Below are 27,000 nucleotides of genomic sequence, written 5' to 3'. Positions count from 1 at the left end.
ATGAACAAGAAAAATTTTACCAAAGTTCTGGTTTTACTTCTTTGTATATTCTGCATTTTCATTGAAGCCAAAATCAAACTTCCGGCATTGGTTTCAGACGGAATGGTTTTGCAACGTAACCAAAAACTGAATGTTTGGGGAAAAGCTGATGCAGGAGAAAAAGTGGAAGTGAAATTCCTCAATAAAAACTATAAAACCACCGCCGACCAAACCGGAAACTGGAAAATCACACTTCCCGAGCAAAAAGCCGGAGGTCCTTACACAATGACCATCAATGAAATTACGTTGAAGGATATTCTCATCGGTGATGTCTGGCTAGCTTCAGGACAATCGAATATGGAGTTGCCAATGCGCAGACTGACTCCGCTTTATGCTGACGAAATTAAAAATGCAAATAATCAGAACATCAGGTTTTTTACGGTTCCTCAAAAATATAATTTTAAATCACCTCAGACCGAGCTTGATGGCGGAAAATGGGAAGCGACAAATCCACAAACGATTCTTAATTTTTCGGGAGTTGCTTATTTTTTCGCAAAAGAATTAAGCGAGAGAAATAAAGTTGCCGTCGGAATTATCCACGCAAGTTTGGGTGGTTCGCCAATTCAGGCGTGGATGGATGAAAATTCTCTGAAAAAATACCCTGAATATCTGGACGAAGCCAAAAAATGGCAAAATGATGATTTGATAAAATCTACCGAATCCGGCGAACAGGCCTTAAGCAAAGCGTGGTACGCTGAACTCGACCAAAGCGATGTTGGATTAAACCAACATTGGGAAAATTTCGACCTAAACGATTCTGACTGGAAAACAATGAATATTCCAGGTTCCTGGGAAGATAAGGAAGGTTCTTTCGAAGGTTCGGTTTGGTTCAGAAAAGAAATTAATTTAACCAAAAATCAGGCAGTAAAAGCCGCTTTTTTAAATTTAGGAAGAATAAAAGATGCTGATGTTACCTACATCAACGGAACAAAAGTCGGAAATGTAACCTATGAATATCCGCCGCGTTGGTACGATATTCCGGCAGGAGTTTTAAAAGAAGGCAAAAACGTCATTGCTGTAAGGATTACCAACGGGAGCGGAAAAGGACAGTTCATTGCAGACAAACCGTATTACCTTGAAATCGACGGACAAAAAATAGATTTAAAATCCGAATGGAAATATAAAATCGGTGCTAAAATGGAAAAAATGGCTCCGGGAACTACTTTTATCCGTTGGAAACCGACCGGATTGTACAATGCAATGATTAATCCGCTTATCAATTATAGCATCAAAGGCGCCATTTGGTATCAAGGCGAAAGCAATACCGGAAAACCAAAAGAATACGGCGATTTGCTGACCACAATGATTCTGGATTGGCGAAATAAATGGAATCAGAAAGAGATGCCTTTTTTCACAGTACAATTAGCCAATTTTATGGAACCAAAAACACAACCTGTCGAAAGCAATTGGGCAGAGTTGAGAGACCAGCAGCGTCAGGTTTCGCTGAAAGTTCCAAACACCGGATTGGCTGTAATTATCGATATTGGAGAGTGGAACGACATTCATCCTTTAAACAAAAAAACAGTCGGAGACAGACTGGCTTTGCAGGCACAGAAAGTTGCAGACAAAAAGAATATCATCGCAGACGGACCGGTTTATCAGTCAATGAAAATTGAAGGAAATAAAATCGTCCTTTCCTTTAAAAATGGAACCGATGATTTTGCACCCGCTTCAGAACTGAAAGGCTTCGCCATCAAAGGCAAAGACGGAAAATATGAATGGGCAAAAGCGAAAATCGAAGGCAACAAAATCATTGTCTGGAACGAGACGATTTCAAATCCCGTTTCAGTAAGATACGACTGGGCAGATAATCCCGACGGAAACCTTAAAAATAAGACCGGACTTCCTGCATCACCATTTACTACAGAATAATTAATTATCATTTATCAATTATAAATTATTAAAATGAACAACTCATCTCAAAAAATATCTGTCGTTGAGAAAATCGGCTACAGTTTAGGAGATTTAGCCGCCAATCTGGTTTTCCAGACGCTTGTAACCTATTTAGCTTATTTTTATACCGATATTTACGGATTAAAACCGGAAGATGCATCCATCATTACACTTACGGTCGGCTTATTGGCTGGTTTTGTTTTCAACCCGATGGTTGGAGCTTTGGCAGACAGAACACGCACAAAATGGGGGAAATTCCGTCCTTGGATTTTATTAACAGCAATTCCGTTGGGTGCAGCGGCACTTTTTGCGTTCAGCACACCGGATTTTTCTTACAAAGGAAAAATGATTTATGCGGCAGTTACTTACTCTGTTTTATTATTGCTTTATGCAGCCAATAATTTACCTTACGCAGCTCTAAGTGGCGTTATTACAGGCGATATGAGCGAAAGAAACAGTATTTCATCTTACCGTTTTGTTGCCGTTATGTTTGCACAATTTTTCGTTCAGGTATTTATGTTGCCGATTATTTTGTCTGCGGGACACGGTGACAAAGCAGCCGGAATCGAGGTGGTAATGACCTGGCTTGCAATTATAGGAACGGTAATGTTGCTCATCACTTTTCTCACGACCAAAGAAAGAGTCATTCCAAAGCCGGAGCAGGAATCTACTTTAGGAGCTGATTTAAAGGATTTAAAGAAAAACAAGCCATGGATTATTATGTTAACGGTTACTGCGTTGATTTTCATTACATTGGCAATGAAAGGCGGTTCGTATGTGTATTATTTTAACAATTATGTAGATGAAACCTCACTTCAGCAATTTATATCACCGATTACCAATTTCTTCAATTCCATCGGGATGAATTTCTTCGGAGAAGACCCTCGTTCAGCAGGTTTCGGGTTATTCAATGCAGGTGGAATCATTATGATGATTGTTGGAATCACTTTCTCGAAAAAGTTTGCAGATAAATATGGCAAAAGAGATGCATTTATCGCTTCACTTTTTATTTCAACACTATTCGTTTTAGCATTTATATTTTATCCGCCAAAATCAGTCGGATTAATGTTTTTATCCCAGATTTTACACGGTTTCTTCTACGGAATCGGAACACCATTACTTTGGGCGATGATTGCCGACGTTGCCGATTATTCAGAATGGAAGAACAACAGACGTGCAACAGCAATTATCTTCTCAGCGATGATGGTAGGTTTAAAAGTCGGCTTAAGCATCGGAAGTTCATTAGTTGCATTAATTATCGGAAAATACGGGTACATTTCCTCAGAAGGTGCAGTCAACGTGATACAGCCGGAAACTGTTTCCGAAGGAGCCAAAATGCTGGTCAGCGTATTCCCGTCAATCCCATTCTTTTTAGCGTGCGGATTGCTGATGTTCTACGAAATCAACAAGAAAAAAGAAATCGAAATCGAGCACGACCTTAAAGAAAGAAGAAAAGCGAAAGATTAAGGATATAATAGAAATTTGGGCAGCTATTTCCGTCTTCCACTCCCGCTTTTTTGTTCCGCTTCGCTCCACAAAAAGAGCTCCGTTCAAGCCGGGCTGCGAGCAATTCGCTGCTAAAAATAAAGTCAAGTTCTCAAACCATAACAAGACTTAAAAAATGAATTTTATGTGAATTTTTTGTATTTCTTCGCTGAGTTTACGCCTTTGCGAACTTAAAAAAAGCATAGTAGTCAAAAAAATATTTGCGCGCTTTGCGTTTAAATTAAAAAAAATAATTATGAATAAAATAGCAGCATTATTAGGAATTTTAACCTTGACTGTCTCGTGTAAAACGGCAAGTACAGCAACTTCTGGTGATACCCTAAAAAACGCATTCAAAAACAAATTCTATATCGGAACGGCAATGAGTCTTCCACAGATTTACGAGAAAGATGTAAGGTCTGTAGAAATTATTAAAAATCAGTTCAGTTCCATTGTTGCCGAAAACTGTATGAAATCGATGTTTTTGCAGCCGGAGGAAGGAAAGTTCTTTTTTGATGATGCCGATAAATTTGTGGCTTTTGGGGAGAAAAATAAAATGTTCATCATCGGCCATACTTTGATTTGGCATTCGCAGTTACCCAAATGGTTTTTCGTAGACAAAGACGGAAAAGATGTTTCTCCGGAAGTTTTAAAACAAAGAATGAAAAATCATATTACCACTGTTGTCACCAGATACAAAGGTCGCGTGAAAGGTTGGGATGTGGTCAATGAAGCCATAATGGAAGATGGAACTTACAGAAAATCTAAGTTTTACGAAATTTTGGGTGAAGAATTTATTCCGTTGGCATTTCAATATGCACAAGATGCAGACCCGAATGCGGAATTGTACTACAACGATTACAACGAATGGCATCCCGGAAAAGTAAAAACTGTAAGCAAAATGGTTCAGACTTTAAAATCCAGAAGAATCCGAATCGATGGAGTAGGAATGCAGACTCACGTTGGTCTTGATACACCAACACTTGCTGAATACGAAAAAGCAATTCTTGACTACGCAGCAAACGGTGTAAAAGTAAATGTTACTGAAATGGAAATCAGCGCACTTCCTTCGCCTTGGGGAACTTCTGCAAACGTTTCCGATAAGGTAGAATATGAAGCAAAAATGAATCCTTACACAGCCGGACTTCCCGAAAATGTAAAAACAGAATGGGAAAACCGTTATTTGGATTTTTTCAGATTATTCCTGAAACATCAGGACAAAATCAGAAGAGTAACCTTGTGGGGAACTACCGATGCTCAATCCTGGAAAAACGATTTCCCGGTAAAAGGCAGAACCGATTATCCTTTACTTTTTGACCGAAATAATCAGGCGAAACCTGTAGTAGAAAAAATCATTCAATTAACAAAAGAAAAATAATATATCAATTTTTAATTAAACCACAAAAGGCACAAAAGCAATTATTCAAAATAAAGCTACAGATAAGAACAAAAAAGCTAATTGTATATTCATTGTCCTTTTTTGCTCTTTTGAAAGGCTTGAAAGTATAACAATTCTTTTGTGACTTTTGTGGTTAGAAAAATATTTATGTTCATTAAAAATCTAACTTCTAATTATAACAATGAAACAATCAAAATATCTATTTCCAAGCGATTATATGGCAGACCCGTCCGTACACGTTTTTGAAGGTAAAATCTACATTTATCCCTCACACGACCGTGAAAGCGGCATCGAAGAAAACGACAACGGAGACCATTTTGATATGAACGATTATCACGTTTTCTCGTTGGATGATGTAGAAAACGGCGAAATCACAGACCACGGTGTTGTCCTTTCGGTAAAAGATATTCCTTGGTCGGGAAGACAATTGTGGGATTGTGATGTGGCATTCAAAAATGGGAAATATTACATGTATTTTCCGTTAAAAGATAAAAATGATATTTTCAGAATCGGTGTTGCGGTAAGTGACAAACCTTACGGACCATTTATTCCGGAGAAACATCCGATGTTGGGAAGTTACAGCATCGACCCTTGTATTTTTGAAGAAAACGGAAGACATTATATGTATTTTGGCGGAATCTGGGGCGGACAATTGCAACGTTACAGAAACAACAAAGCCTTAGAATCTGCAGTAATTCCAAATGATTACGAACTTGCAATTCCTTCAAAAGTTGTTTTATTGAGCGATGATATGCTGGAGTTTGGAGAAGAGCCGAAAGACGTTCTGATTCTTGATGAAAACGGAAATCCATTGCTTCACGGTGACAAACACCGCTTTTTCGAAGCGTCCTGGATGCATAAATACAACAGCAAATATTATTTCTCATATTCTACCGGCGACACGCATTTGATTTGTTATGCCACAGGCGATAATCCTTACGGCCCATTTACTTTTCAGGGAGAAATTCTGACGCCTGTCGTTGGTTGGACAACTCATCACAGTATTGTTGAATTCAAAGGAAAATGGTATCTGTTTTTCCACGATTCTGTTCCGAGTGAAGGAAAAACCTGGCTCAGAAGTATGAAGGTAATCGAACTTGAATATGACAACGATGGTAAAATTAAAACCATTGAAGGTTTAGAAGAATAATCTATAAAAAGTCCCGAAGGGACGATTTAACAAAGGATAGGATGAAATCCTATTAAAATAAAACGTTTCCAAAGAACCCGAAGGGTTCAATGTAAATAGCCGTAGGTGCAACCTATGGAAAAATGCAAGATAAATCTACAGAACCCAGAGGGTTCAATATCAATAAATTGTAGGTACAACCTATAGAAAATAGTTTTCAATGAAAAATTTACGACTGTATATCCTATTATTTCTAATGATTCCATTAACGATTTTCGCAGAAGACGGAAGTCAGCTTTGGCTTCGGTTTCCTGCAAAGAATGGAGTTTCAACAGATAAAATTATTTCCAAAGGAAACAATCCGACTTTAAATATCGCCAAAAAAGAATTGATGAATCATTGGCAAGGTCAGGAAATTGAACTTCGTACGGATAAGTCATTAAAATATCTAAAAGGCGGCTATAAGATAAAATCAGTTCAGAACAAGTTGGTCATTTCTGCCGAAAAAGAAATCGGATTGTTGTACGGGGTTTACCATATTTTACGTTTGCAACAGACAAAATCTTCATTGGCAAATCTTAATATTACCGAAAAGCCATCGTATGATGTCAGAATTCTCAACCATTGGGATAATCTGGATGGAACCATTGAACGCGGTTATGCAGGACATTCGCTTTGGAAATGGGAAAATTTACCGAACACCATTTCGCCGAGATACGAAGAGTATGCAAGAGCAAATGCATCCATTGGAATCAATGCAACTGTTCTTAACAACGTGAATGCTTCACCAAATATGCTCCGCAAAGACTATCTTGAAAAAGTAAAATTTCTCGCAGACATCTTCAGACCTTATGGAATCAAAGTTTATTTGTCAGTCAATTTTTCTTCCCCAAAAGTTTTGGGCGGATTGGAAAACTCTGACCCGTTGAACAAAGATGTTCAGAAGTGGTGGAAAGACAAAGCTTCCGAAATTTATAAATTAATTCCTGATTTCGGAGGATTTTTGGTAAAAGCCAATTCGGAAGGACAGCCAGGACCGCAGGATTACGGAAGAACCCACGCAGACGGTGCCAATATGATGGCAGACGTTTTGAAACCTTATGGTGGAATCGTGATGTGGAGAGCTTTTGTTTACAGTCCGAGCAAAGAAGACCGCGCAAAACAGGCTTATCTGGAATTTGTTCCTCTTGATGGAAAATTCAGAGATAATGTGATTGTTCAGATTAAAAACGGACCTGTTGATTTTCAGCCTCGTGAAGCGTTTAATCCACTTTTCGGAGCTTTGAAAAAAACTTCCGAAATGGTTGAATTTCAAATTACTCAGGAATACTTAGGGCAAGCCAATCATCTGGTTTACCTTGCTCCTTTATTCAAGGAAACTTTGGACAGTGATACGTATTCTGACGGAAAAGGTTCTACAATTGCGAAAATTACAGACGGAACTTTAAGACCTGCAAAATTAACCGCAATTTCTGCTGTTGCAAACATTGGGGAAGACAAAAACTGGACGGGACATCATTTTGCACAGGCCAATTGGTATGCTTTCGGACGTTTAGCTTGGAACCACGATTTGACTTCGGAACAGATTGCCGACGAATGGATTAAAATGACCTTCACTGACAACGAAAAATTCCTCAATCCTGTAAAACAAATGATGCTCACTTCAAGGGAAACGGCGGTAGATTATATGATGCCACTTGGTTTGCACCATATTTTTGCAGGAATGCACCATTACGGACCGGAACCGTGGGGTGACTATAAAGGTACGAGAGCAGACTGGTCGCCAGTTTATTATCATCAGGCAAATACGCAGGGTTTAGGTTTTAACAGAACCAAAACGGGAAGCAATGCTGTTTCACAATATTTCCCTCCACTCAACGACATCTACGGAAATATCAAAACGACTCCCGAAAACCTTATTCTCTGGTTTCATCACATTCCGTGGGATTATCAGATGAAAGACGGAAAAACGTTATGGGAAGAACTCTCTTACAAATATGATACAGGCGTGAAAAATGTGCGTGAATATCAAAAAGTTTGGGATAAAATCCAGCCTTACGTTGATGAAGAAAGATTTACCGAAGTTCAATCAAAATTAAAGATTCAGGCAAAAGATGCCGTTTGGTGGAAAGATGCTTGTCTGCTGTATTTTCAGACGTTTTCAAAAATGCCGATTCCATATGATATCGAAAGACCGATTCACGAACTGGAAGATTTGAAGAAAATTAAACTTGATATGGGACATCATAATTAAGATGATTACAACTTAGAAATCACTGAATATATTCTTTCTAATTTTCTCTAAAATAAAGATTATTAAATTAATTGCATCAAAAATTTTAGAGAAAAATTGTATAGATAAATATATAAGTGTAATTTTAACACTTAAATAAATTTAACCATAAACCTTATGAAATTTTTTATCGACACTGCAGACTTAGAGCAAATAAGAGAAGCTAACGACCTCGGAATTCTGGATGGCGTTACAACCAATCCGTCCTTGATGGCAAAAGAAGGAATCAGCGGAACAGAAGCTATATTGCAGCATTACAAAGACATTTGCGAAATTGTAGACGGCGATATTTCTGCTGAAGTATTATCTACAACATATGAAGAAATGATTGCAGAAGGCGAAATTCTGGCAGCAATTCATCCAAATATCGTTGTGAAAATTCCAATGATAAAAGATGGTGTAAAAGCTTTAAAATATTTTTCCAATAAAGGCATCAAAACCAATTGCACCTTGATTTTTTCTGCCGGACAAGCTCTTTTGGCAGCAAAAGCCGGTGCAAGCTACGTTTCTCCGTTCCTTGGAAGACTGGATGATATTTCGACAGACAGTTTGAATCTTATTGAAGAAATCCGTCTTATTTTCGACAATTATGGTTACGAAACAGAAATTTTAGCGGCTTCTGTAAGACACAGTATGCACATCATCAATTGCGCAAAAATTGGCGCCGATGTCGTGACTTGTCCGATTCAGCCGATTCTTTCCTTGTTAAAACATCCTTTGACAGATTCAGGATTGGAGCAGTTTATCAAAGATTCACAAAAAATGCAATAATTTATGCAGCACGATATTTCAAAACTCAATAATATTGCTTCACAGGTGAGAAGGGATATTGTAAGAATGGTTCACGCTTGCCAATCCGGTCATCCTGGCGGTTCGCTCGGATGTGCAGATTTTTTGGTCGCACTTTATTTTGATGCGATGAAAAGAAAAGAAGGATTTGATATGAAAGGTAAAGATGAAGACGTTTTTTATCTTTCCAATGGTCATATTTCGCCTGTTTTTTACAGCGTTTTGGCGCACGCAGGCTATTTTGATAAATCGGAACTGGCAACTTTTAGAAAACTCAATTCAAGATTGCAAGGTCATCCAACGACGCACGAACATCTTCCTGGAGTTCGTATTGCATCGGGTTCTTTGGGGCAAGGTTTGTCGGTAGCAATTGGTCACGCAGTTGGTAAAAAATTAAATAAAGACGAAAATTTAGTATTCACCCTTCACGGTGATGGCGAGTTGCAGGAAGGACAAAACTGGGAAGGGATAATGTATGCCTCTCACAATAAGGTTGATAATTTGATTGCAACCATCGATTACAACGGTCAGCAGATTGATGGTCCGACTTCAAAAGTGCTTTCTTTGGGTAATCTTAAAACCAAATTCGAAGCTTTCGACTGGAAAGTTCTCGAAGTGGAAAACGGAAACGATATGGAAGAAATTCTCAAAGTTCTGGACGAAGCAAAATCATTGACCGGAAAAGGACAACCGATTTGTATTCTCCTGAAAACCGGAATGGGTCACGGTGTCGATTATATGATGGGAAGTCACTCGTGGCACGGAAAAGCACCTAACGATGAGCAACTGGCAAAAGCATTAGACCAACTCGAAGAAACTTTAGGAGATTATTAGGCATTAAATATTTTGGGCAGCTTTATCCGCCTTCCGCTCCCAATCTTTTTTGCAGACGCTTTCAGTTTAATAGAACTTGATGGCTAGGCAAAAAAGGATTTCCGCTCAAGTCGGGCTGCGAGCGATTCGCTGTTCAAAAAAAATATCTAAAATCTGATGATTAAATTCCTTTGCGAACGAAACATATTCTCAATACAAAAAAAACTTTGCGCTCTTTGCGTTTAAAACAAACATCAACAGATTAATCAAATGAAAAAATATACATACACAGAAAAAAAAGATACCCGAAGTGGTTTCGGAGCCGGTCTTGCCGAACTGGCAGACAAAAATCCTGATGTCGTGGCACTTTGCGCCGACCTTATCGGTTCTTTGAAAATGGAAAAATTCATCGAAAAAGCACCGGAACGTTTTTTCCAGATTGGAATTGCCGAAGCCAATATGATTGGTATTGCGGCAGGATTAGCCATCGAAGGAAAAATTCCGTTTACGGGAACTTTTGCCAACTTTTCTACCGGAAGAGTGTACGACCAGATTCGCCAGTCGGTAGCTTATTCTGACAAAAATGTGAAAATATGTGCTTCCCACGCCGGATTGACTTTAGGCGAAGATGGCGCAACACACCAGATTCTGGAAGACATCGGATTAATGAAAATGCTTCCCGGAATGACGGTCATCAACACCTGCGATTATAACCAGACCAAAGCGGCAACGATTGCCATTGCTGATTATGAAGGTCCGGTTTACCTGCGTTTCGGAAGACCTGTGATTCCTGTTTTTACCGATGAAAATCAAACTTTTGAAATCGGGAAAGCCTGGATAGTCAATGAAGGAAAAGATGTGACCATCATTGCCACAGGACATTTGGTTTGGGAAGCGATAAAAGCCGGGGAAATCCTGGAAGAGCAGGGAATTGATGCCGAAATTATTAATATTCATACCATCAAACCTTTGGATACTGAAGCAATTTTAAAATCAGTAAAGAAAACAGGTTGCGTTGTAACTGCCGAAGAACACAACAGATTAGGCGGTTTAGGCGACAGCGTTGCTCAACTTTTGATTACAGAATATCTTGCACCTCAGGAATATGTAGCTGTAAACGACAGCTTCGGAGAAAGCGGAACACCCGACCAACTGATGGAAAAATATGGATTGACCGCCAATGACATTGTAGAAGCCGTAAAAAAAGTGATGAAAAGGAAATAATTAATTTTTAAATATCGATTATTAGTAAAAATACATAAATGCTTCTACAAGCTCAGCGTGACATTTCTACTACAAGCATCCGATTTTAAGCGGTGTCAGGCTGAGCTTGTCGAAGCCTTATGCGTTTTTCTATTTAAACATTACTAGAATATCAATAGAAACGGGCTTTAGCCCGTTTTTAATATGAATAATTAAATTGGCTTTAGCCAAAATATATTAATAAAAAAGCCATAAATTGCAGTCACCTATGAAGGAGAAATTAATCAATCATACAACAGAAGCATTCCAGACTTTCTTCCAATCAGAACCGGAAAATATTTTTCTGGCACCGGGAAGAATTAATATTATCGGTGAACACGTTGATTACAGCGATGGCTTCGTACTTCCTGCCGCCATCGACAAACATATTTGTTTTGCTATCAAAAAGGTGGAAGACTCAGAAATCTGTACTTTTTTTGCAAAAGATTTTAATGAATCCTTCAGTTTTAATATTCATCAAAAGCAGACTCCGGTTGAGCAAACCTGGGCTAATTATTTGCTGGGTGTTTTCAATGCGATTCAGGAAAGCGGTAAAGAGATAGGCGGTTTGCAGATTGCTTTTAGCAGTACGATTCCGATGGGCTCCGGATTGTCTTCTTCGGCAGCTTTGGAATGTGGGTTTGCCTATATTCTCAACCAGATTTTTGATTTAAATCTAACCAAAAAAGAACTGGCACTTATTGGTCAGAAATCCGAACATACATTTGTTGGTGTAAAGTGCGGAATTATGGACCAGTTCGCATCCGTTTTCGGCAAAGAACATCAAGTAATTATGCTAGACTGCAATTCTCTTGAACATCAGTATTTTGAAGCCAATATCGAAGGATACAGTCTGGTGCTTTTCGACAGTTGTGTAAAACACACACATCTGACTTCCGGCTATAACGACAGGAGAAATGATGTAGATAACGGAAAAAAAGTTTTGTGGGAAAAGTTTCCAGAAATAGAGAAATTCAGAGATTTCAGTTTTTCAATGCTGGATGAAGTGAGGGCAGAAATAGGAGAGACGTCGTACAGAAGATGTCTGTATCTTTTAAAAGAAATAAAAAGAGTAGAAAAAGCCGCCAAAGCTTTATCAGAAGGCGATGTTGAGTATTTAGGAAAGCTTTTAATAGAAACGCATTCAGGGCTTTCTACTGAATTTGAAGTGAGTTGTGAAGAACTTGATTTTATGGTGGAAAAAACCTTAAAGGAAAATGATGTTTTAGGCGCAAGAATAATGGGCGGCGGCTTTGGCGGATGCAGCATCAATCTTATTAAAGATGAAAATGTGGATGAAGTGATTAAAAACATCAGTGCAAAATACAAAGCAGGTTTTAACATCGAAATGAAAGTGTACCGTGTAAAAATATCGGATGGGATTAATGAATACAAAAGAAATGAATTCGTCATTTAATAAAAAGCAGCACCCTCACAGAAGATATAATCCGCTTTTGGATGAATGGATTCTGGTGTCTCCACAACGAACAAACCGACCTTGGCAGGGACAAACCGAAAAAGTTACTGAAGAAAAACTTCCCGCCCACGACCCGAATTGTTACTTGTGTTCAGGAAATATACGTGTGAATGGTGATAAAAATCCTGATTATAAAGGTGTTTTTGTTTTCGAAAACGACTTTGGTTCTTTGATGAAAGATGATGTTGAATTTTCTGAAGCACAATCTGATTTTTTTTCATTAAAGCCGGAAAGAGGCATTAACAGAGTCATTTGTTTTTCGGAAAATCACAGTCTCACTTTACCAGAAATGGAAGTTGATGACATTAAAAAAGTGATTGATGTCTGGCAAGAGCAATATAAAGATTTAGGTTCTGAAGATTACATCAACCACGTGCAGATTTTTGAAAATAAAGGAAGCGTGATGGGGTGCAGCAACCCTCATCCTCACGGACAGATCTGGGCGCAGTCTTCGATTCCGTCCACAGTTTTGAGAACGCAGGAAAATCTTAAAAAATATTTCGAGAAAAACGGAAGTTCACTTCTGGAAGATTATGCCAAAAAAGAATTAGAAGCCGGAGAAAGAATCATTCTTGAAAATGAAGATTTTGTAGCATTAGTTCCGTTTTGGGCAATCTGGCCTTACGAAACAATGATTATCAGCAAAAGAAAAGCGGAAAATATTCTACAGTTTTCTGATTCAGAAAAGCTATCATTGGCTGAGATTATTAAAAATTTAACCACAAAATACGATAATCTTTTTGAGATTTCATTTCCATATTCGGCAGGAATTCACCAGTCGCCAACGGACGGAAAACCACATCCCGAATGGCATTTTCATGTGCATTTTTATCCGCCTTTGCTGCGTAATGCTGAAGTGAAAAAATTTATGGTTGGCTACGAAATGCTGGCAGAACCGCAACGTGATATTACACCTGAACAAAGTGCTGAAATTTTGAAAAATCTTTCGACAATTCATTATAAAAGTAAGTAAAAAGATAGTTTTATCTTTGCGTAGCTCTTATTAATCATAGAAAATCAGACGATTTTTCTATAAAATTAAATTTATGAACGACATTAAACTGATTGTCACCGATATGGATGGCACTTTTCTTAACTCAAATTATGAAGTAAGTCCAGATTTTCCTTCGATCTATAAAGAACTAAAAAAAAGAAATATCCTTTTCGTTCCTGCGAGTGGAAGACAAATGCCCGGAATTACGCAGTATTTTAAAGAAATAGAAAATGAGATCGGCTTTATTGCTGAAAACGGTGGTTATGTAATTTATAGAAATGAGGAGCTTTTTGCAGACAAATTAGAAAATTCATTTATAAAAGAAATCATCGAAACCATTCGTGAAATTCCTGGCGCAAGAGCGGTATTATCAGCAAAGAAAAAAGCCTATTATGAAAGTGACGATGAAAAATTTGTCAATTATTTTACCAGGTATTATACGGAAAATCAAAAGATAGATGACCTAACAAGCGAAGTAGCGGATAATATATTTAAAATTGCAGTTTATCATCCCGAAGGTTCTGAAGAAAATCTTTATCCTTATCTTAAACAGTTTGAAAATAAAAATCTTGAAGTCGTGGTTTCAGGAAAATATTGGGTTGATATTATGAACCGAAACATCAGCAAAGGAAAAGCATTAGAGATCCTCCAGAAAAAACTGAATATTTTACCCTCGGAAACGATGGCGTTTGGAGACTATATGAATGATATCACGATGCTGGAAAAATCAAAGTATTCTTATGCTATGGAAAATGCCCATTCTTCTGTGAAAGAGGCGGCTTCATTTTCTGCTCTTTCTAATGACGAATTCGGTGTGCTGGAAACTATAAGTGATTATTTAAAACTATAATTTTTATAATGATCAGCGCCCCATTATCTTCGGAATTCAGTTCTTCTCCACAATTAATAGAGAAACTTTACCAAAACGGTATCCTGAAAACATACCACGAAGGAGATATTATTCTGGATGAAAATGCTTCTATACGCTCGATTCCGATTGTGATGAAAGGATTATTAAAAGTCATTAGAACGGAAGAAGATGGTCGCGAGATTTTATTGTATTACATCAAAGCCGGTGAAAGTTGCATTATGTCGTTTTTGGGCGGAATGCACAATGAGAAAAGCATTGTAAAAGCTGAAGTAGAAGAAGATTCTGAAATCCTTTTCCTGTCCATTGACAAAGTTTCACTTTTTATTAAGGAGTATCCGGAATGGCTGGATTATATCTTCAGATTGTATCATAAGCGTTTTGAAGAATTGCTGGATATCATTAATGCGATTGCCTTTAAAAAAGTAGATGAAAGATTATTGGACCTACTCTATAAAAAATCCGAAATATCTCAGTCAAAAACAATAATCATTACGCATGAGCAGCTTGCCAATGAGCTTGGTACAGCTAGAGTAGTAGTATCCAGACTTTTGAAACAGCTGGAAGACTCCGGGAAACTAAAACTGGGTAGAAACAAAATTATCCTTTCAGATTCTATTTAAATTTCCTTGTGTAACAAAAGTAGCTGTACAGCATCACAGATATTTCCATTTTTGTTTCATAAAGTTGAAGAATGGAAATTTTTGGTTATATAGCATCGATTTTTATCGGCATTTCTTTAGGATTAATTGGCGGTGGCGGAAGTATTCTTACCGTTCCTGTTTTGGTTTATCTTTTTGGTATTGATGCTTTTCTGGCAACAGAATATTCACTTTTTATCGTCGGAATCAGCAGTTTGGTTGGTTCGTTTTCTTACTTTAAAAAAGGATTGGTCGATCTCAAAACGGCATTTATTTTTGGTGTTCCATCGATCGTTTCCATTTTTCTTACCCGAAATTTTCTCCTCCCTTTAATTCCTGATGAAGTTTTTATAATGAGGAACTTTGTTTTAACCAAAAACATTTTTCTGCTGTTAGTTTTTGCAGTATTAATGATTATCGCTTCCTATAAAATGATTCAAAAAAAAGCGGAATTAAAAATCGAAAAAGTCCCATCACAAAATAATAATATACTTTTGGCGGCGGGAGAAGGCTCTGTTGTTGGGATTTTAACAGGTTTGATGGGAGCGGGAGGCGGTTTTATGATCATTCCTGCCTTGGTCAATCTTCTGAAAATACCGATGAAAGTGGCCATCGGAACTTCTCTCGTCATCATTTCCTTAAATTCTCTCGTCGGATTTTTTTCATCGATCGATCACATCAAAATAGAGTGGAGTTTATTAGGAAGAATCTCTGCAATCGCCATCATTGGGATTATCATCGGCTCACAATTGTCAAATAAAATAGATGGCAAAAAGCTTAAACCAGCGTTCGGATGGTTTATTCTGGTGATGGGAATTTACATTGTTATCAAAGAACTTTTCTTTTAAAATTCTTGTGTAACAAAAGTGGCTGTACAGTAGGGCAAAAACCCGGAAATTAGTATCAAATTAAAATTAAATAAAAAATATCAAAATGAAAATAGAACAGATCTATACAGGATGTCTTGCTCAAGGAGCTTATTATATCGTTTCTGAAAATGAAGCAGCGATTATTGACCCTTTAAGAGAAACTCAACCTTACATCGACAGACTGGAAAAAGACAATGTAAAACTCAAATACATTTTCGAAACCCATTTTCACGCAGATTTTGTAAGCGGTCACATTGATCTAGGCAAAAAAACAAATGCACCAATCGTGTACGGACCAACGGCAAAACCTGAATTTGAAGCCATTATAGCCGAAGACAATCAGATTTTTGAAGTTGGAAAAATCAAAATCAAAGTTTTACATACGCCCGGACATACAATGGAAAGTTCTTCCTTTTTATTGATTGATGAAAACGGAAAAGAAAAAGCGCTTTTCAGTGGAGATACTTTATTTCTTGGCGATGTCGGTCGCCCGGATCTGGCTCAGAAAGCGGCAAATATGACTCAGGAAGAACTGGCTGGACTTCTTTATGAAAGTTTATACCAAAAAATTATGCCTCTGGACGATGAAATTGTCGTTTATCCTGCGCACGGAGCGGGTTCTGCCTGCGGAAAAAATATGCAGAAAGAAACGGTTGATACGTTGGGAAATCAAAAGAAAACCAATTATGCGCTCAACCAGAAAGATAAAGAAAGCTTTATAAAAGCCGTTACAGACGGACTTCTTCCTCCACCAGCTTATTTTGGGATGAATGTAGCGATGAATAAAAAAGGCTACGATAGTTTTGATGAGGTTTTGTCAAAAGGTCTTCACGCACTTTCTCCCGAAGAATTTGAGGAAATAGCAGAACATTCCGGCGCTTTGATTTTGGATGTCAGAAATAATGAAAATTTTGCGAAAGGTTTTGTTCCTCAATCCGTTAATATTGGATTAGACGGCGATTTTGCACCTTGGGTGGGTGCTTTGATCATAGATGTAAAACAACCGATTTTATTGATCACCGATGAAAATAATGAGAAAGAAACGGTTACAAGATTGAGCAGAGTAGGATTTGATAATGTTTTAGGCTTTCTGAAGGGTGGTTTTGAAGCTTGGAAAAACAGTGGAAAGGAAACAGACAAAGTTCATCGAATCTCCGCAAAACAGTTTGAAGATGAGATTAAAGGTAAAAATGTTAAAATCATTGACGTTAGAAAAGAAAGCGAATATCAGGCAGAACACGTTGATGACGCCTACAATAAACCTTTAGCTTACATCAATGAATGGATCGATCATATTGAACCTACTGAACATTTTTATCTTCATTGTGCAGGCGGTTACCGAAGTATGATGACGGCAAGCATTCTTCTGGCAAGAGGTTACAGAAATTTTACCGAAATTGAAGGTGGATTTAAAGCCATCGCACAGACTGATGTTCCCAAAAGCGATTTTGTATGTCAAAGTAAAGTTTTGAAGTAATTTTGAATTAAATAAATATTAATGTTAGATATCATAAAAGAACCCTGGCCATGGTACGTTGCAGGTCCGCTGATTGGCCTTACTGTTCCAACTTTGCTGATCTTAGGCAATAAATCTTTCGGGATCAGTTCGTCATTGCGACACATTTGTGCGGCTTGTATCCCCGCAAACGTGAGTTTTTTCAAATACGACTGGAAAAAAGAATCTTGGAATTTATTTTTTGTTTTAGGGATTTTCTTCGGAGGAATGATTGCTGCCCATTTACTGATGATTCCTGGAGAAATTACAGTCAACCCGAACCTTAAAGCAGAATTGGCAACCTATGGGATCACGGATTACAGCAATCTTGTTCCGACACAACTGATGAATTTTGAAAGTTTATGGACTTTAAAAGGTTTTATTTTGATGGTTGTCGGCGGATTTCTCGTAGGGTTCGGGACCCGATATGCGGGCGGTTGCACAAGTGGGCACGCTATAATGGGGCTTTCCAATCTGCAATGGCCGTCTTTGGTGGCAACGATCTGCTTTATGATCGGCGGTTTTTTAATGGCAAATTTAATTTTGCCGATCATTCTTTCACTCTAAACTTTTTTAATAATGACAAAAGGAAAAGACACCCGGCATCAGGACAGTATTTGTACCAATGAAAGCCAACTTCAGCACAAATGGTATGATAATCTGAAATATCTTTTGGTTGGGATTTTATTCGGAATTGTGTTTGTAAAAGCAGAGATCATCAGCTGGTTCAGAATCCAGGAAATGTTCCGTTTACAGTCGTTTCATATGTATGGCGTTATAGGAAGTGCAGTGGTAACAGGCGTGATTTCTGTCTGGCTCATCAAAAGGTTCAATATTAAAACCATTTATGGAGAAAGAATTTCAATTGCTCCTAAAACATTTAATAAAGGTCAGATTTATGGGGGATTGATCTTCGGTTTCGGCTGGGCTATTACAGGAGCTTGTCCCGGACCGCTTTTCGCACAGATCGGAACTGGGGCTTTTGCGGTAATTATTACTTTGCTAAGTGCTGTTTTAGGAACCTGGGTTTATGGTTATTTCAGAGATAAATTGCCTCATTGAAACATGCATTACACAAATGCGCTGAAATTAGGATATAACATCTATGCTAAAGAATATGTGGTTATCTTAAATTTTAAACCCTAATCTTTAAGAGCTGTAAACTACAAACAACTCTATAGTTAAAGGTTAGGAAAGGTTACCGCTGATGTCACAAATTAATTTTTAAAAAAAGCCAGATAGCGTAAGTTGTCTGGTATATTTAAATTTTCATGATCTTAATTATGACCCAAGTCATAAAGTTCTATAGAAGTTCTCTTTAATTTTGATGATTAAAGATAAACTATGATAAACTTATATTCAATCTCTATTCTGTATTTATTCAAACTATTATTAAGTTTCAGTCCATTCAATTAGTTTGAGTAAAATATCATTTAAGTATTTAAAAGTATAAGAGAATAGGTCAGATTGATATGGTTATTGAGGAAAGTATCATCAAATTATTTGGGGGGAAATTAAAAGAATATAATGCGTCGGAAATTATTTTTTCTGAAAAAAGCAATGCTAATTATTATTATCAGATTGTAGAAGGGGAAGTTAAACTGAACAATTATAATGAGGATGGTAAGGAAACAATCCAAACAATACTGAAAAAAGGCCAAAGCATAGGAGAATCTTTGCTTTTTCTTGATAAAGCGTATCCTATAAATGCAATTGCGATCACAACTTGTAAAGTTTTTCGCCTTCCTAAATCTAAATTTTTTCAAATACTTAATAAATTCCCTGAAAATCAATTTAAAATCATTAATAGCTTATCCGACTCAATGTATTTCAAGTACGTAATGGGAGAAATTTTTTGTACGCAAAATCCAGCAATGAAACTTCGCGTTCTAATGGATTACCTCAAAAGCTCGGAAAAAGATTCAGGTGCATTTTCTTTTCAGGTCCCCCTTACTAGACAGCAGATGGCAAGTCTTACTGGATTACGCGTGGAAACAACCATCAGAGCTCTTAAGATGATGGAAAAAGAGAATGTTGTAAAGATCAAAAACCGTAAGATTTTTTATTAGGCCTTAGTAATATATTTTTCCTTTGACGATTTTTAGAGCCCCTTGTTTCTCGAGGTTTTTAATATGTCTAATGACTGTTTCTACTCTCAGACCCGTCATAGCAGCTAATTGCTGTCTGGTCAAAGGCATTTGAAATGAATATTGGGTCCTATCTGGACTAAAGCTTTTGTGATACTCCAAGACACCTTTGATTCTGACATTGGCATATAGAGAAGAATTGTTTTCTAGCATTATATATTTTTGATAAAGCCGCTCTGCAAGAAACTTATTGATGTCTCTCGAAATATTTGGGTGATCATCCAGCATTTGTAGGAACTTGGGTTTTGATAATCTCAAAACTTTTGCATCTTCGGAAACAACTGCATTCACGGGGAAAGTATGGTCAATAAATAATAACATTTCGCATACACTCAAACCACTATTAAGAATAGCAAATATAAGTTCTTTGCCATCTTCATTGTAATGGTTCAGCTTTATACTTCCTGAAATGATTTGATAATAATTTTTCGGGACTTCGAATTCACTAAAAATAACATCTCCTCTTTTATAATTTTCAATTGTTGCTCCATAAGTCATAAGAAGCTCTTCTGGAATTAGCATAGTTTAAAATTTCGATAGTTTATTTAATGATTTTACAAAGTAATTTCTATGCCGAAAATGAGATCAATATAATTTTTCATGAATCTCATTTATGACCCAAATCATAAAAGTCTGTGATAGATATCTGTAATTTTGATGCTATTATAGGGAATGTTTTAACTTGTCAAGCCAGATGAAATGGGTAAAAAGAAAATTTTGATCTTTGATGATGATACTTCTATATTGGAAGTTGTTTCTATTATCTTTGAAGATAATGGTTATGAAGTTGAAATTGCAGAAACCGCAGACGACATTATTTCAAGAGTAAACGTTTTCTTACCGGACCTTATCCTCATGGATGTGTATATTCCGGTAATTGGAGGAATAGAAGCTACAAGGTTGTTGAAGGATCATATTGTCCATAACAGGATCCCTGTTATCTTCATTACTGCAAAAAACGATGCAGCTTTTATATCTTCACAGTCATCAGTCGTTGATTATTTATCCAAACCTTTCGATCTTGGTGAATTAGAGAGAAAGGTTGAAAAATGGATATCCTGATATTACAAATTGGAGATAGATTTTATTTTGATCATGACGCATAGCAGAAAATGATCTTACCTGAAATTTTCTGTATATTTATTTTAAATCTAATTAAATGGATGAAAACTTACTTGGATTAATTGCCGGAGGAATTACCTCTATCGCAATGATGCCTCAACTCATAAAAGTTTTGAAAGAAAAAAATGCAGAAGATATTTCAATAGTGATGTTATTGGTTTTGATTTCTGGGCTCTCTCTTTGGGTTTGGTATGGTATTTTGAAAGATGAATTACCAATTATCTTATCAAATGGTTTTTCTATTTTGGTGAATCTGACTTTATTGATCTGTTGTTTTATCTTCAAAAAGAAAAGTCAGATCTCATAAATCTCAGAATCTGTAAAAACATAGAATCTTCCGCTTTTCGGGAGATTTTTTGTGTCTAAACCTGTAAACTCGCTAAAAGCTGGAAGCAATAATTGATTTTCAGATACAACAAAACAAGGCAGTTTAATTTTTTTTACCACAGAATTAATAACAAACCCCGGATGAATATGACCTGTAATCTGAAATTTCAACTGTTCTTTTTCAACATCGTGGACGAAAACAAAATCATTAATTTCCAAAAATTTTGATTTGTAATTTAAGCATAATTTTAATTCCAGTTTTTTTGAAATTTTGTCGTGATTTCCTTCAATCAAATAAAATTCTAAATCTTTATATTGATTTCTCCAACTACAGAATTCATCCACATCAGAATTATCTCCGGCGTGAAGCAAATCACCGACAACAATGAATTTTTCCGGCTGAAAATATTCAATCAGAATAGATAATCGTTCCAAATCATTTTTCATGATCTGATTCGCCAACGCAATTCCGTTCTTTCGAAAATGAGCCGTTTTTCCGATATGCAGGTCCGATAAAATCAAAGCTTTCTCTTTTTTCCAAAACAACGCCCGTTGATTGGTTAAAGTGAAAATTTCGTTTTGAATATTAATATTTTTAGTTACTATTTTCATAATTAAATAAACGTAATTTTTGTCATTCCCTAGGAATCTAAACCGCTGAGATTGACCTCGTCGAACCACTTCGTTAGGTTTCCTAGGGAATGACAAAATACTGTTAAATTATTTTCCCTTTCTTCGCCTGCATAATCAACTTTTGAATTCTCGCATCCAGATTCTCACTTGTCAAAGTCTGCCTCAAACTATCCACTTTTATCGGGAAACTCAAAGGTGTAAAAGCATTCGCAAACTTCAGGATAATTTTCGATTTTTCAATCCGTTTAAAAGCTTCCACCAATCTTTGTTCTTGTAATTGCATATTGAAAACTTCTGTGTAAGCCTGTCTCACAAGAAAATGATTCGGGTCATAATCTTCCAGAACTTTGAAAATCAATCCTGCCGAACTTTGAAGCGATTTATTAGAACGTTGCTGTCCTGGAAAATTCTGTACAACCATTCCTGAAATCACCGCAATATCTCTGAATTTTCTTCGAGCCATTTCCGCAGCATTAATACTGGAAATCACATCGGTCATCAGATTTTCTCTTGTTAAAATTTTGTCTAAATTTTCTTCATTCAACGGAATTTCTTTGTCGCTGAACAACTCAAAACCATAATCATTCATCGCCATTGAGAAAGAAATAGGAGCGAGCTTTGAAATTCGGTAGGCAATCAGCGCAGCCATTACTTCATGAACTAATCGACCTTCAAAAGGATACATAAACAGATGATAACCTTCCCGATTTTTAATTAATTCTACCAAAAATTCATCTTCTTTCGGAATGTGGGAGCGTTCTTCCTGATTTACCAAAAGCGGATGCAAAAACTTTAGTTCTTTTTCAGAGGCTTTCGGATTTAATGCTCCGGAAAGTTTTTCTCTGAGAAAATGTCCGAGATTTGAACTCAACGGTAATCTTCCTCCCAAATAACTTGGCGCCAAAGCTTTTCCCTTTGATAATCGGACATAGACGGTCATATCTTTTACCATCGCAACTTCCAAAACACGGCCTGCCAAGATGAACTTCTCGTCTTTCTTTAATTTCGAAATAAAATATTCCTCGACCATTCCGATGTAACCGCCGGAAATAAATTTCACTTTCAGCATCGCATCGCTCACAATCGCACCCATATTCATCCGGTGAAGCATCGCAATCCTGCGTGAAGTGACTTTGTGCAAACCGTCTTCCATCACAACCACTTTATGGTATTCTTCGTAGTTTTTCAGCGCACTTCCGCCAATCGTGAGAAAATCGATGATGGCTTTCCATTCTTCATCCCTGATTTCCTGAAATGTATAAATCTGTTTGATTCTTTCGTAAGTTTCATCGGGATAAAATCCGTCGCCAATCGCCAGAGTCATCAGAAACTGAACCAAAACATCGAAGCACAAAACCTGTGGTTCACGAGGTTCAATCACATTTTGTTTAACAGCTTCCTTCAAGGCAGAAACCTCGATTAATTCTAAAGAATGGGTCGGAACACAATAGATTTTCGAAGTTTCAAAAGGGGAGTGACCACTTCGTCCGGCACGTTGCAGAAATCTCGCAACACCTTTCGCAGAACCTATTTGAATGACCGTATCAACAGGTTTAAAATCAATTCCTAAATCTAAGGATGAAGTGGAAACAACCGCTTTTAGTTTGCCATTACTCAGATTTTCTTCAATCCAGATTCTCAGATGCGCATCAATCGAGCTGTGATGAATAGCGATTTGTCCGGCAAAATCGGGATAAGCTTCAAGCAAAAGTTGATACCACATTTCGCTCTGGCTTCTCGTATTGGTAAAAACAATGGTCGATTTTGAATTGAGAATGATTGGGACAACTTTATCGGCTAATTTATGTCCGAGATGTCCTGCCCAAGGCAAAATTTCCACTTCATCCGGAAAAACAGAAAGGATATCGATTTTCTTTTTTTCTTTAGCAGTGATTTTTGTTTTTTTGATGTTGTAAGGAATCAAAACTTCCATCGCTTCATCCAGATTTCCAATCGTTGCCGAGACGCCCCAAATCTTCATTTTCGGAACATATTTTCTAAGCTGGGAAATTCCCAATTCGACCAAAACACCACGTTTTGAACCCAACAATTCGTGCCATTCATCAACAACGATACATTGCAAATCTTTGAAAAAACGCTGATGATTTTTTTGTCCGAGAAGCAAGTGTAAACTTTCGGGAGTTGCCACAAGGATTTCGGGCATATTTTTGACTTGTTGCTGACGGACTTTCGGGTCTGTATCGCCATTTCTTACGCCGACTGTCCAGTCCAGACCAATCTCGTCAGTCGCCTCCTGCATTGCTTTGGCGATATCTTTTGAAAGCGAACGAAGTGGTGTAATCCATATCATTTTCAGTCCGCTTTTATATTTTTCGGGATGATTCAGAAAGTCTAAAATCAAAGCTAAAAAAACCGAATAAGTTTTCCCAAAACCAGTCGGCGCAACAACCAATCCGCTGTAGCCATTCCCGAATTTCTGCCAGGTATCAATCTGAAATTTGAAAGGTGAAATCAATTTTTCCATCATCCAGTTTTGAATGATTTTAAAGCCGTCGGTATTTTCAAATTGGTTCAAATAAATATATTTTATAAATTACAAAGTCTTCGACTCCGCTCAGACTGACATCGCTAAAAACATTCAGTATTAGAATTGTCACGCTGAGCGGAGTCAAAGCGTCTATTGTATCAATTTCTTAATCTCTTCAATATTGTCAATCTCATCCACCGTTTTATCTTTCCTCCATCTTAAAATTCTTGGGAAACGCAATGCAACACCACTTTTGTGACGATTACTGAATCCAATTCCTTCAAACGCAATTTCGAAAACCAACTCTGGTTTTACGGTACGGACAGGACCAAATTTCTCTATCGCATTTTTATTCACAAACTTGCTGACTTCCATTATTTCTTTGTCGGTCAATCCGGAATAGGCTTTTGCAATTGTGACTAATTTATCTTCATTTTTCACGGCAAAAGTATAATCGGTGTAATAAGCACTTCGTCTTCCGCTTCCTTTTTGAGCATAAATCAAAACCGCATCAATCGTTAAAGGATTGATTTTCCATTTCCACCAATCGCCTTTTTTTCTACCGGAATGATAAGGTGAGTTTTTCTGCTTCAGCATCAGACCTTCACTGTTGATGTCTCTGGAATTTTCTCTGATTTGATTCAAATCTTCCCAGTTTTCAAAATCAATAATTTGAGAAATTTTGATATTTTCAGGATTTTCATTTAATAATAATTCTTCCAGCATTGCTCGTCTGGCAGAGATTGGTTTTTCTCTTAAATCTGTTCCTTCCAATTCCAATAAATCATATGCAAAAACCTGAATCGGAATTTCCGAAAGCATTTTCTTCGTTAAAGTTTTTCGGTTTAACCGTTTTTGTAGTTCATTAAAATTTAAAACTTTATCATCTTTCACGGCAAGAATTTCACCATCAATTACAAAATTTCCTTTCATATTCTGGACAACTTCTTTGATTTCGGGAAACTGTTCGGTAACCAATTCTTCTCCACGAGACCAAATGAAAACTTCATCATTTCTTCGGATAATTTGCCCACGAATTCCGTCCCATTTGTATTCAATCAGCCATTCATCGGGCGTTCCGAGTTCTTCCAAATCTTTTTCGAGCGCATAAGCCAGACAAAAAGGGTAGGGTTTTGAATTGTCAGGATTGATATTTTCTGCAGAAATCAATTCTTTAAATGAAACTTCTTCAGGTTGCCATTTTCCCATCAAACTGTGCATCAGCGTGCTTGCTTCCTGTCCGGAAAATTTTGTCAAAGCATTAATCAAAGTTTTATCTGAAACTCCGATTCTGAAACTTCCGCCCAATAATTTATTGAAAATCAATCGTTCCGTGTAATCCAAACCGTTCCAGGAATTCAGAACAAATTCTTTCTTTCCCGCATCAGATTTATTTTTTAAACCGACGATTTCATTCATCCATTCAGATAAAGATTTCTCGATTTTTTCTGTTGGTGGCGGAAGAATTAATGACAACGTTTCGCCCAAATCTCCGACCGAAGAATAGCTTTCCTGAAATAGCCAAAACGGTAATTGTGTAATTTCCAACGCCCATTCTTTCATATAATTTGTGTTAACGTTCCGCTTCGGTCTTTTGCCCGTAAACAAAGCGATGAACCACAGCTTATCATCATCAGGTGCACGTTCCAGATAATCGATAATTGCATCAATTTTAGCATTCGTTTTATTGGTGCTTTCCAAAGCGTTGATGAGTTCTGCAAAATGTCTCATACTTCAGGATTTTCAGTGGTTTCTTTTTCAGTTACCTCTTCATCATCGTCTCCGTAAAGTGTTTCCACAACATCAGATTTAATTCCGATTTCGTTTAAATATTTTGAAAAAACTTCAGTTTGTCCGTGAGTGACGTGCACGATTTCTGCTTCCGTCGCTTTTACGGCTTCCAGCAAACCTTTCCAGTCTGCGTGGTCGCTCATCGCAAAACCTGCATCTGCACTTCGCCATCTTCTTGCACCACGAACCTGCATCCAGCCGGAGCAAATCGCAGTTGCCGGATTCGGAATTTTTTTGATAACATTGCTGTCCAACAAAGCAGGAGGAACAATGACAATTTCGTTCTGAAGATGTTTTACAGATTCTCTGAAATCGGGGATTTCGTAGTCAGGTAAATTGATTCCGACGGTTTCAAAAGCTTCATTAAGCTTTCCGATAGAGTAGTGAACGTGGATTTTCCCCAAACCTTCAACAGCTTTCATAATTCGCTGAGCTTTGCCTAAAGAATAACCGACGAACACTGATGTTTTCTGATTTTCTTTATTTCTCAAAACCCAACTTTGCATCTTTTTGTTCAAATCATCCACTTCCAACCAATTGTAAATCGGAAGCCCGAAAGTGCTTTCTGTAACAAATTCGTTGCATTTTACCAATTCGAAAGGCATACTCAAACCATCATCCTGAACTTTATAATCTCCTGAAATCACACTTACATAACCTTTATATTCCAACCGAATCTGAGCCGAACCGATGATGTGACCAGCCGGATGAAGCGAAACTTTTACACCATTGATATTTAGAACTTCACCATATTCCACACTTTGACATTCGATATCTTCACTGATTCTTTTGTGTAAAATCGGTTTTGTGAAATGATGACAAAGATATTTTTTCATTCCCCAACGGGCGTGGTCAGCGTGACCGTGCGTGATGACCGCCAAATCGACAGGTCGCCACGGGTCAATATAAAATTTTCCTTGCGGACAATAAATGCCTTTGTTTGTAAATGTGATGAGTTTCAAGAGAATAATAATTGGTTATTTCTGAATATTCAAAAAACTGACCAAATTATTTCTTTTCAAGACTCTTGAATATTTTATAAATTAAATTTAACCTCAAAAAAAAC

Annotated in this window: 24 protein-coding genes; 19 read left to right on the top strand and 5 right to left on the bottom strand. The window is 37.2% G+C overall.

From position 1 onward, the window contains the following. The 17 genes from BLT30_RS14245 (at position 1) to BLT30_RS14165 (ending at position 19,495) form a co-directional block, all read left to right on the top strand. Positions 1–1,911 carry a sialate O-acetylesterase gene (locus tag BLT30_RS14245; protein WP_089874198.1) on the top strand — a complete coding sequence of 637 codons (1,911 nt, stop codon included), beginning with the start codon at positions 1–3 and terminating at the stop codon, positions 1,909–1,911. 33 nt (positions 1,912–1,944) lie between these two features. After that, the gene (locus BLT30_RS14240; protein ID WP_089874197.1) at positions 1,945–3,399 is read left to right on the top strand and encodes an MFS transporter; all 1,455 of its coding nucleotides are present in this window, start codon (positions 1,945–1,947) and stop codon (positions 3,397–3,399) included. Between the two features lie 274 nt (positions 3,400–3,673). After that, positions 3,674–4,795 (top strand): endo-1,4-beta-xylanase, encoded by a 1,122-nt coding sequence (locus tag BLT30_RS14235; protein ID WP_089874196.1) that lies wholly within the window; start codon positions 3,674–3,676, stop codon positions 4,793–4,795. A gap of 202 nt (positions 4,796–4,997) precedes the next feature. Beyond that, positions 4,998–5,966: a glycoside hydrolase family 43 protein gene (locus BLT30_RS14230; RefSeq protein ID WP_089874195.1), complete on the top strand. Its 969-nt coding sequence runs from the start codon at positions 4,998–5,000 to the stop codon at positions 5,964–5,966. Between the two features lie 199 nt (positions 5,967–6,165). Then, positions 6,166–8,199: an alpha-glucuronidase gene (locus tag BLT30_RS14225; protein WP_089874194.1), complete on the top strand. Its 2,034-nt coding sequence runs from the start codon at positions 6,166–6,168 to the stop codon at positions 8,197–8,199. 156 nt (positions 8,200–8,355) lie between these two features. Beyond that, entirely contained in the window at positions 8,356–9,009 is a 654-nt protein-coding gene (gene fsa, locus BLT30_RS14220) for a fructose-6-phosphate aldolase (RefSeq protein ID WP_089874193.1), read from the top strand. A gap of 3 nt (positions 9,010–9,012) precedes the next feature. Further along, on the top strand, positions 9,013–9,861 hold the full coding sequence (locus BLT30_RS14215) for a transketolase (RefSeq protein ID WP_089874192.1): 849 nt from the start codon (positions 9,013–9,015) through the stop codon (positions 9,859–9,861). Between the two features lie 249 nt (positions 9,862–10,110). Next, entirely contained in the window at positions 10,111–11,064 is a 954-nt protein-coding gene (locus BLT30_RS14210; protein ID WP_089874191.1) for a transketolase family protein, read from the top strand. 247 nt (positions 11,065–11,311) lie between these two features. Continuing rightward, the gene (galK, locus tag BLT30_RS14205; RefSeq protein ID WP_089874190.1) at positions 11,312–12,499 is read left to right on the top strand and encodes a galactokinase; all 1,188 of its coding nucleotides are present in this window, start codon (positions 11,312–11,314) and stop codon (positions 12,497–12,499) included. Next, positions 12,483–13,532, top strand: coding sequence for a UDP-glucose--hexose-1-phosphate uridylyltransferase (locus tag BLT30_RS14200; protein ID WP_245707185.1), 1,050 nt, complete (start codon positions 12,483–12,485; stop codon positions 13,530–13,532). The genes galK and BLT30_RS14200 overlap by 17 nt, the downstream gene beginning before the upstream one ends. 73 nt (positions 13,533–13,605) lie before the next feature. Further along, complete coding sequence (locus BLT30_RS14195) at positions 13,606–14,403, top strand: Cof-type HAD-IIB family hydrolase (RefSeq protein ID WP_089874188.1); 798 nt, start codon at positions 13,606–13,608, stop codon at positions 14,401–14,403. An 8-nt stretch (positions 14,404–14,411) separates the two neighbouring features. Then, a complete protein-coding gene (locus BLT30_RS14190; protein ID WP_089874187.1) occupies positions 14,412–15,044 on the top strand; it encodes a Crp/Fnr family transcriptional regulator in 633 nt (210 codons plus the stop codon). A 71-nt stretch (positions 15,045–15,115) separates the two neighbouring features. Next, entirely contained in the window at positions 15,116–15,910 is a 795-nt protein-coding gene (locus BLT30_RS14185; protein ID WP_089874186.1) for a sulfite exporter TauE/SafE family protein, read from the top strand. Positions 15,911–15,995: 85 nt separating this feature from the next. After that, positions 15,996–17,408, top strand: a complete 1,413-nt coding sequence (locus tag BLT30_RS14180; RefSeq protein WP_089874185.1) for an MBL fold metallo-hydrolase — start codon at positions 15,996–15,998, stop codon at positions 17,406–17,408. 21 nt (positions 17,409–17,429) lie between these two features. Next, positions 17,430–17,993, top strand: coding sequence for a YeeE/YedE family protein (locus BLT30_RS14175; RefSeq protein WP_089874184.1), 564 nt, complete (start codon positions 17,430–17,432; stop codon positions 17,991–17,993). Between the two features lie 12 nt (positions 17,994–18,005). Next, positions 18,006–18,488 (top strand): DUF6691 family protein, encoded by a 483-nt coding sequence (locus BLT30_RS14170; protein WP_089874183.1) that lies wholly within the window; start codon positions 18,006–18,008, stop codon positions 18,486–18,488. A 410-nt stretch (positions 18,489–18,898) separates the two neighbouring features. Continuing rightward, on the top strand, positions 18,899–19,495 hold the full coding sequence (locus BLT30_RS14165) for a Crp/Fnr family transcriptional regulator (protein ID WP_089874182.1): 597 nt from the start codon (positions 18,899–18,901) through the stop codon (positions 19,493–19,495). Positions 19,496–19,498: 3 nt separating this feature from the next. On the opposite strand, the gene BLT30_RS14160 is transcribed toward BLT30_RS14165, so the two are convergent. After that, positions 19,499–20,095 (bottom strand): Crp/Fnr family transcriptional regulator, encoded by a 597-nt coding sequence (locus tag BLT30_RS14160; protein ID WP_089874181.1) that lies wholly within the window; start codon positions 20,093–20,095, stop codon positions 19,499–19,501. 177 nt (positions 20,096–20,272) lie between these two features. Between BLT30_RS14160 and BLT30_RS14155 the strand changes: the two genes are divergently transcribed. Together BLT30_RS14155 and BLT30_RS14150 are read left to right on the top strand one after the other, a co-directional pair. Continuing rightward, positions 20,273–20,635: a response regulator gene (locus BLT30_RS14155; RefSeq protein WP_089874180.1), complete on the top strand. Its 363-nt coding sequence runs from the start codon at positions 20,273–20,275 to the stop codon at positions 20,633–20,635. 97 nt (positions 20,636–20,732) lie between these two features. Further along, positions 20,733–21,002: a SemiSWEET transporter gene (locus tag BLT30_RS14150; RefSeq protein WP_089874179.1), complete on the top strand. Its 270-nt coding sequence runs from the start codon at positions 20,733–20,735 to the stop codon at positions 21,000–21,002. On the opposite strand, the gene pdeM is transcribed toward BLT30_RS14150, so the two are convergent. The 4 genes from pdeM to BLT30_RS14130 form a co-directional block, all read right to left on the bottom strand. Further along, a complete protein-coding gene (pdeM, locus tag BLT30_RS14145) occupies positions 20,990–21,634 on the bottom strand; it encodes a ligase-associated DNA damage response endonuclease PdeM (RefSeq protein ID WP_089874178.1) in 645 nt (214 codons plus the stop codon). The two genes, BLT30_RS14150 and pdeM, sit on opposite strands and share 13 nt — an antisense overlap. Positions 21,635–21,737: 103 nt before the next feature. Beyond that, entirely contained in the window at positions 21,738–24,143 is a 2,406-nt protein-coding gene (locus BLT30_RS14140) for a ligase-associated DNA damage response DEXH box helicase (RefSeq protein ID WP_175487205.1), read from the bottom strand. Positions 24,144–24,293: 150 nt separating this feature from the next. Next, complete coding sequence (locus BLT30_RS14135; protein ID WP_089874176.1) at positions 24,294–25,874, bottom strand: ATP-dependent DNA ligase; 1,581 nt, start codon at positions 25,872–25,874, stop codon at positions 24,294–24,296. Next, positions 25,871–26,896: a ligase-associated DNA damage response exonuclease gene (locus BLT30_RS14130; protein ID WP_089874175.1), complete on the bottom strand. Its 1,026-nt coding sequence runs from the start codon at positions 26,894–26,896 to the stop codon at positions 25,871–25,873. The genes BLT30_RS14135 and BLT30_RS14130 overlap by 4 nt, the downstream gene beginning before the upstream one ends. Positions 26,897–27,000 lie beyond the last annotated feature (104 nt).

The sequence above is a fragment of the Epilithonimonas hungarica genome (assembly GCF_900102265.1).
GTDB lineage: Bacteria > Bacteroidota > Bacteroidia > Flavobacteriales > Weeksellaceae > Epilithonimonas > Epilithonimonas hungarica.
Note: the sequence above shows the minus strand (reverse complement) of the source record. Positions and strands in the feature narration are given on the sequence as shown.